The organism is Corallococcus exercitus (assembly GCF_003611585.1).
GTDB lineage: Bacteria > Myxococcota > Myxococcia > Myxococcales > Myxococcaceae > Corallococcus > Corallococcus exercitus.
Genome location: NZ_RAVW01000445.1, coordinates 1 through 7,602 on the forward strand (window position 1 = coordinate 1; position 7,602 = coordinate 7,602).

The window sequence follows — 7,602 nt, forward strand, 5'->3', positions numbered from 1 at the left end:
CTGCGGGGGCTCTGGGGCGGGCAGTCGCGGCAGGCGCCCCATCCGATTGAAGCGCTCCAGGTGCCCGGGCGGTGGTGGGTCGCGGGGATGCTGGTGCTGACGCCCGCGACGGTGGCGCTGGCGCGGGTGGGCTTCGACGTGCCGGTGCCGCACGCGCTGCTCGCGGTGGCGCTGTCGTTCGTGCTGTGCCTCATCTCCTGCCGGGTCACGGGCGAGACGGACGTGAGCCCCGTGGGCGCGCTGGGGCAGGTGACGCAGCTGACGTACGGCGTGCTGCTGCCCGGGGACGTGAAGGCGAACCTGGCGACGGCGGGCATCACGGTCAACGCGGCGTCTTCGTCCGCCGACCTGCTCACGGACCTGAAGGCGGGGCACCTGCTGGGAGCGAATCCCCGCCGCGTGTTCGTGGCGCAGCTCCTGGGGTGTGTCGTGGGGGCACTGGTGGTGGTGCCGTTGTTCTACCTGCTGGTGCCGGAGCCGTCGGTGCTGGGGTCGGAGCGCTTCCCGGCGCCGGCCGCGACGGTGACGGCGGGCGTGGCGCGGGTGCTGGCGTCGGGGCTGGGCGCGGTGTCGGCGGACCTGCGGATCGCCATGGCCTGGGCCGCGCTGGCGGCGGCCGTCCTCACGCTGGGCGAGCAGGCGCTGCCGGAGCGCTTCCGTCGCTGGACGCCGTCCGCCGTGGGGGTGGGGCTGGCCTGTCTGCTGCCTGCCTCCACGTGCCTGGGGTTCTTCCTGGGCGGGCTGGGGTGGGAGCTGGCCCGCCGGTGGAAGCCCGCGTCGGAAGGCCCGGGTGTGACGCTGGCGGCCGGGCTCATCGCGGGCGAGGGGCTGGTGGGGGTGGGCATCGTGCTGGCGCGAGCGCTCTGGTAGCCTTCGGGCACCCGCATGCGCTGTCCGGTCTGCCACCGCCGCCTCGCTTCCGGCGCGGCGTGTCCCGTGAATGGCGTCGCCGCCGAGTCCGGTTTCCCCCTGGAGCCGCTGGCGATCCCCGACGTCCCCGGCCTGTCCGGTGCCGCCCTGTTGGGGGTGGGAGGCTTCGCCCACGTCTTCACCGCGGTGCGCGAGGCGGATGGCCGCGAGGTGGCGCTCAAGGTGGGCCTGGGGCCGCACCATGCGCGCTTCGCCCACGAGGCGGAGGCGCTCCGGCGCGTGGGGCCGCCCACGGTGCCGGCGGTGCTGGAGGAGGGGCGGGTCGGGGGCAGGCCGTTCCTGGTGCAGGAGCTGTTGCGAGGACAGACGCTCGCGGCGTGGATGGCGGCGCTGCCGGGGACGGGCGCGGCGTCCGTGGCCCGGGTGCGGGAGCTGCTGACGGGGCTGTGTCCGGCGGTGGCGCGCGTGCATGCGGTGGGGCTCGCGCACCGGGACCTCAAGCCGGAGAACATCTTCCTGCGCGAGGGTGGCGCGCTGAGCCTCCTGGACTTCGGGCTCGCGCGGAGGATGGAGGACGGGCCGGCGGAGGAGGCGGGGAACCGCGCGGGCACGACGGTCTACATGGCCCCGGAGCAGTGCCTGGACGCGCGCGAGGCGGGCACGGCCGCGGACATCTACGCGCTGGGCGTGCTGCTCTTCGAGTTGCTCACGGGCGCGCCGCCATTCCATGGCAGCGCGGACGAGGTGCGCGAAGGGCATGTGAGCCGGCGTCCGCCGCGCGTGTCCGAATGTGCGCGGGTGCCGGTAGCGCTCGACGCGGTGGTGGCGCGGTGTCTGGCCAAGGAGCCGGCGGAACGATACGCGAGCGCCGACGACGTGCTGGCCGCGTTCGAGGCCGCGTGCGCGCAAGGGCCCGCGCTTCCCGGTGTCGTCGGGGCGAAGGACGCGAGGCCGGCGCAGACGTTGACGACGTTCGCGGGTGCGCGTCCGGTGGCGGTGCTGGGCCTGCGCACGGCGGCGTCGGTGGAAGGCCTCGCGGCCACGCTGGAGCCGTTCGGTGGAGTGCTGGCGCGGGTCGCGGCGGGTGGGTACCTGCTCGTCTTCTGTGAGTCGTTGTCCGCGGAAGCGAACGTGCGCGCGGGAGCGCTCGCGGCACGGAGGCTGGTGGAGTCCGGAGACGCGGCGGCGGTCCTGCACGTCGCCGTGCTGTATGTGCATCCCGGTACGGCACTGCCGCGCATCGCGGGCGCCGCGCTGGAGCGGCCAGAGACGTGGTGGGGAAGGGCGGTCGCGCCGGGCGAAGTGCGGGTGACGACGGATGCGGCCGCGCGGCTCGAGCCCGGCTGGGTCGAGCCCGTCACGAAGCAGGACGACACTGAGACGGCCTTCCGTCTGCGCCTCCATGACGAGGAGGGCGCACGCGTTGATGGAGAGCCTCCGCCGTTCGTGGGCCGCGACGCGGTGCTGGAGGCACTGGTCGCGGACGCGGAGCAGAGCCTTTCGTCGTCGGTGCCGGGCCTGGGCGTGCTCACGGGTGAAGTGGGGCATGGCAAGTCGCGGCTGTTCAAGGCGCTCGCGGCCCGGTTGGAAGCCGAAGGTCGCGCGCGTGTCGTCCGGCTGCGCGCGCCGCCTCCGGATGCGTCGGTGTCCAGCTCCCTGCTGGATGCACTGCGCGCCGTCGTGGGCCGCCCATCCGCGGAACCCCGCACCCTCGCCGATGCGCTCCTGGCTCAAGCCCGTGAAGCACCGCTCGTGCTGCTGCTGGACGACGCGCACCTCGCGGATCCGATGAGCTTGGATGCGCTGGAGCGCGCCACTCTTGGAGGGCCCCGGGCGCCTTTGTGGATTGGCCTCGCCGGACGCCCCTCGCTGCTGGGCCTGCGTCCCCACCTGGGCGAGCGCAGCGCCCACGCCTCTCGCCATCCGCTGCCGCCCCTTCCTCCCGAGGCGAGCCGCGCGGTGCTCGTCCACCTGCTGCGCCCGGCGGAGCACATCCCCGAACCGGTGCTCGCGCGCCTGGAACAGCTGGCGCAAGGCGTGCCCCTGTCCCTCGTCGAGCTGGCTCGCGCGCTCCGAGCCGCGGGGGCCCTGCGGTCCGCTCCGGGCGGTGGGTGGTACGTCGCCCCGGACGCGCTGCTGGACGTCTCCGTCACACCGCTGTTCGAACGGCTGGCCCCGCGTGTGCTCGCGGGCCTTCCGGAGGTCCACCGCGTGCTCGCGCGGCTGTGCGCGGTGCTCGGCACGGAGGTGGACGTGGCTCGGGTGGACGCGGCCCTGCGCCACCTGACCACCGGACCGGAGCTGTCTCGCGCGGCCTCCCTGGACGCGGGCGCGGGCCTGCAAAGGCTGGCCCGCGCGGGCCTCCTGCGCCCATCAGGCCCGGGCCGTTTCGTCTTCCGACACCCGCTCCTGCGCGAGGCCCTGGAGGCCCTGCTGCCTCCCGCGCCCCGGCGTGCGCTGCATGCCGCCGCGCTCAAGGCCAGCGTGGGCGAAGACGTGGCCGAACGCCGCCGCCGTGCCCACCACGCGGCGGTCTGCGGCGCCCACCAGGAAGCCGCGCGGGACTACCTCGCGCTGGCGGAGGAGGCCCGCTCCGGCCACCTGCCCGTGGAAGCGGAGCAGCACTACACGCGCGCGCTCGCGCTCCTTCCGGAGTCCGACGACGCGCGCCGGGCCCAGGCGCTCGCGGGACGCGGGAAGGTGCGCCATCGCCTCCAGCGCTTCCGTGAAAGCCTCGCGGACCTGTCCGCCGCACGCGCCCTGGCCCGCGCCCGGGGCGACGCGGCACTCGAAGTGGACCTGCTGCTGGAAGAGGCCACCGCGCGCGACTGGATGGAGGACTCGGACGGCTCCGCCGCATGCACGCGCGAAGCCCTCGACGCCATCGAGCCCCTGGACGCGCCACGACTGTCACTCCGGTGCGGTCTGGCCCGGGGCCGCCTGCACGTGCGCCAGGGCGAGTGGGCCGCCGCGGCCCGCGTGCTCACGTCCACCGCCGAAGGCGCGGAGAGCGCCAGGGACCACGAGACGCGGGTCGTGTCGCTGGCCCTGCTGGGCGCCGCGCTCACCTTCCTGGACCGCGCCCCCGAAGCCGCCGCGCGCTTCGACGAGGCCCTGGAGCGCTGCGAGGCCGCGGGCGACGGGCTGCACAAGGCCGCCGTGCTGAGCAACCGCGTCCTCCTGTGGCTCCGCCAGGGCGACGTGCCGCGCATGGAGGCCGACCTGCGCCGGGCCATGGCACTGGGTCGCGAGCTGGCCCACGCGCAGATGGAGCGCTGGTCCACGTTCAACCTGGCGGAGGTCCTCTACATGCAGGGCCGCCTGGACGAAGCGCTCCCCCTCGCGCAGCGCGCGTATGAGCTGGGCGTGCGCTTCTTCCGCGAACATCCCGTGCCCGTGGACGCGCTGCTCCTCGCCCGCATCCAGGCCGCCGCGGGGGACGAGGCGGCGGCGGCCCGCCAGCTCGCCTGGATCTCCCAGCGCTGCCCGCCGGAATCCCTGCCGCCCACCGCCATCATGCGGCGCCTGGTGGAGCTCCAGGTCCATCAGCGGACCGCCGGAGCCTTCCGTGCAACGGACTGGGAAGCGCTCCACATGGAAGCGGACGCGCTGGCCTCCCCGGACGAGAAGGCGGAGATCCTCCTGCAGGCCACCGGCATCGCGCGCCGCACGGGTGCCATGGACGAGGCACGCGCGTGGCTCGAACGCGCCGCGCCCGCCGTGGCGGAAGCCCCGCTGTGGGCTACGTGCTTCCACGCACTGCGTGCCGCGCTCGCACCGGCAGCGCTGTAACGGGAAACGCTACTCCGCCGCGCGCCCGTAACCTTTCGCGCTACAGGGAGACAAGAAGGCCGCGCCTGGGGTTTCCTTCGCATCCCATTTCCGATTCCTGCCCAAGGAGTGTTCGCGCGATGGCCTCCTCCGTCCTCCGAGTCCCCTGGTGTTTCCTGTTGCTGGCCCTGACCGGCTGCGAGCCCTCCCTCGTGGACGGCACCGACGTGAGTCCCCGCGCCGAAGAGAAGCTCGGCACGCGTGAGTCGGACATCCGCATCGCCAACTCGCTCACGACGCAGGAGCTGGTGGTCAACGCCATCGCCGCGAACCACGACGCCAACCAGACGCTGGCCGCGAGCTCGCTCGAGTCCCTCTTCGACCCCGACGTGGCGGTTCCCAGCCGTGAGGTCGCGCTCATGCAGAACCAGCTGCGTGACCCTTTCGCGCAGCGCTTCATGGCGTACCTGGTGAGCTGCGCGCTGGGCGATGGGGAGACCCTCGAATGGCTCAATCCCTTGCAGCCCTCCGGTTCGCAGCGCAGTGAATGGGCGGGCTCCGCGGGCCTCTGTCCGTGGTGGCGCACGGAGGCGCCGGGCGACGCGTGCCTCAAGCGCGTGACGGCCTGCCTCCTGGCGCGCAACAACGCCCGGGGCTTCCGCGTGGAGCTGTCCATGCGCGGCGAAATCCACGAGCCCGAGCTCGGCATCGAGGAGCCGTTCGCGCTGGATGCGTGGACGAAGCCGATCGACCAGCTGCCGACGGCGTCCTCGCCGTTGAGCAGTTCGGTGCCGTGCGGAAGCCAGACGTTTGGCGCGGGGCGGGACTGCGGCTGGACGATGCACTCGGTGGGCTGGTGCCCCGCGGGTCAGACCATCGCCGTGGGCGCGGGCGGTCCGCCGAGCTGCCCCTCCGGGACGCCGCTGGGCTCCAGCTCGGACGCGCGCATGATGCTGCGCGTGTGCCGGGGCATCGCCGGCTGTGACAGCGCCGACGCGCGGCTCGTGGCCTCCAGCCAGGGCTGCTCGGCCAGCTCCACGAGCCCCCTGCCTTCCGCCGCGACCGACCCCTCCGTGCGCTTCACCTGCCCGTCATCGGGCGGGTACTTCACGGTGATGACGGCGCCCTGGGACAGCAACGCGGAGGGCACGGCGAACGTGGGCTTCACGGCGGGCGTGCAGGCCCCGCTCTCCGAGCGCGCCGTGTACCGGATCCGCGAGGGCGCCTTCTACGGCAACCTCTTCGGCAAGGGCGCGCTGCGCGACGACATCAACGTGACCGTGACGTTGGCGGAGGACAAGCGGAGCACCTACGTGGTCAACCGGCCGCCGTCCCCCCAGACGGATCCCATCTTCAATGACCTCTACGCCTGCTACGACCCGGGTTGGGTGTCCGGCCTGGCGTACGCGACCTACCGCGTGTGCGCGCTGCCGGGCTCGCATGAGGACTGCGCGGCCAAGGTGACGGGGCCGTGCTGGGGCAACGACACGGTGGCCACGCACCGGTGCGACGTGCAGGACGGTCCGCTGCGGGAGGGCGACGGCGACTTCGAGAAGTGCCTGGACACGTCCAACAAGCTCTGGACGGAGCCCGTCACCGTCTACCTCAACGGCGCGTGCGACCTGGTGGATGCCCAGCACCGCGACCTGTGCAAGCGCAAGACGGAACCCGCGCCGCCCCAGGACGGCTCCTCGATCGAGGGCAAGCGCTAGGCGATGGCGGGCAACGGCGAGGAGGCCCTCTACGGTGAGGAGCTGCGGCCCGGCGCGCTCGTGGGCGAGTGGGTCGTGGACCGCGTCCAGGTCCAGGGCCCCGTGTCCGCGCTGTACCGGGCGAGGCACGCGCGCTCCGGGGTGCCCGCCGCGCTGAAGGTGCTGCACCCGCAGGTGGCCGCGGCGGCGGTGGCGCTGCGGCGCTTCCGGCGCGAGGCGGCCACGTTGCAGCGGCTGAGCCACCCGCACATCGTCACGGTGCTGGGGTACGGCGAGCTGTCGGACGGCCGGCCCTACATCGCCATGGAGTGGCTGGAGGGCCAGGACCTGGCGGCGGAGCTGGCCACGCGCGGGCCCTTGTCCCCGCGCGAGGTGCTGGCGGTGATGGAGCAGGTGGGCGCGGCGCTGCGGGTGGCGCACGCGGCCGGCGTGGTGCACCGCGACCTGAAGGCGCAGAACGTGGTGCGGCTCGGGCCCGGGCGCGGCGGCCCTTCCGTGAAGCTGGTGGACTTCGGCGTGGCGAAGGGGCTGGTGCCGGGCGCCCCGGGCAGCTCGTCGCTCACGCACACCGGCGTGGTGCTGGGGACTCCGCTGTCCATGGCGCCGGAGCAGATCCGCGGCGAGGTGCCGGACGCGCGCACGGACCTCTACGCCGTGGGCGTGCTGCTCTTCCAGCTGCTCACGGGCATGCCGCCCTTCCAGGGCACCACGCGCCACGAGGTGGAGCAGCAGCACCTGCACGCGCCGCCGCCGCGTCCGGGAGAGCACGCGCCGGTGTCCGCCGCATTGGATGCCGTCGTGGTGCGATGTCTGCGCAAGGCGCGAGAGGAGCGCTACCCGGACGTGGACGCGCTGCTGGAGGACCTCCGGGGCGCGGTGCTGGGAGGCGCGGCGCCGGTGGAGGTGCCGCGCGCGGTGGGGCTGTACGTGGAGGCCCTGCTGACGGGCGAGCCGGGCCCCGCCGCGATGGAGGACCTGGACGCGGGCCTGGAGCGCGCGAGCACCCTGGCGCGCGAGGCAGGGCTGGAGGTGCGGGTGATGGGGGGCGCGTGCCTGCTCGCCGTGGCCAGTCTCCCGGACGACGTGCGCCGCGAGCGGGAGCTGCGGGCGCGGGTGCTGGACGTGGGGCTCGCGCTGACGGACGGGGACGCCTCCCCCGCGCGCTTCCACGTCACCGTGCACGTGGACCGGCTGACGGCGCGCGAGGATTCCCATGGCTGGGCGGACGGCGCGGCCTCCACATGGGACG

Annotated in this window: 4 protein-coding genes; all 4 read left to right on the top strand. The window is 74.2% G+C overall.

The window, feature by feature from the left end:
- Window positions 1–870, top strand: an 870-nt coding sequence (locus D7W79_RS35220; protein ID WP_120529699.1) for an OPT/YSL family transporter, incomplete at its 5' end; no start/stop codon positions are given.
- A 15-nt stretch (window positions 871–885) separates the two neighbouring features.
- Window positions 886–4,662, top strand: coding sequence for a serine/threonine-protein kinase (locus D7W79_RS35225; protein WP_120529700.1), 3,777 nt, complete (start codon window positions 886–888; stop codon window positions 4,660–4,662).
- 119 nt (window positions 4,663–4,781) lie between these two features.
- Window positions 4,782–6,353, top strand: a complete 1,572-nt coding sequence (locus D7W79_RS35230) for a hypothetical protein (protein WP_120529701.1) — start codon at window positions 4,782–4,784, stop codon at window positions 6,351–6,353.
- Window positions 6,354–6,356: 3 nt separating this feature from the next.
- A partial coding sequence (locus D7W79_RS35235; RefSeq protein ID WP_147442208.1) for a serine/threonine-protein kinase occupies window positions 6,357–7,602 on the top strand: 1,246 nt, incomplete at its 3' end.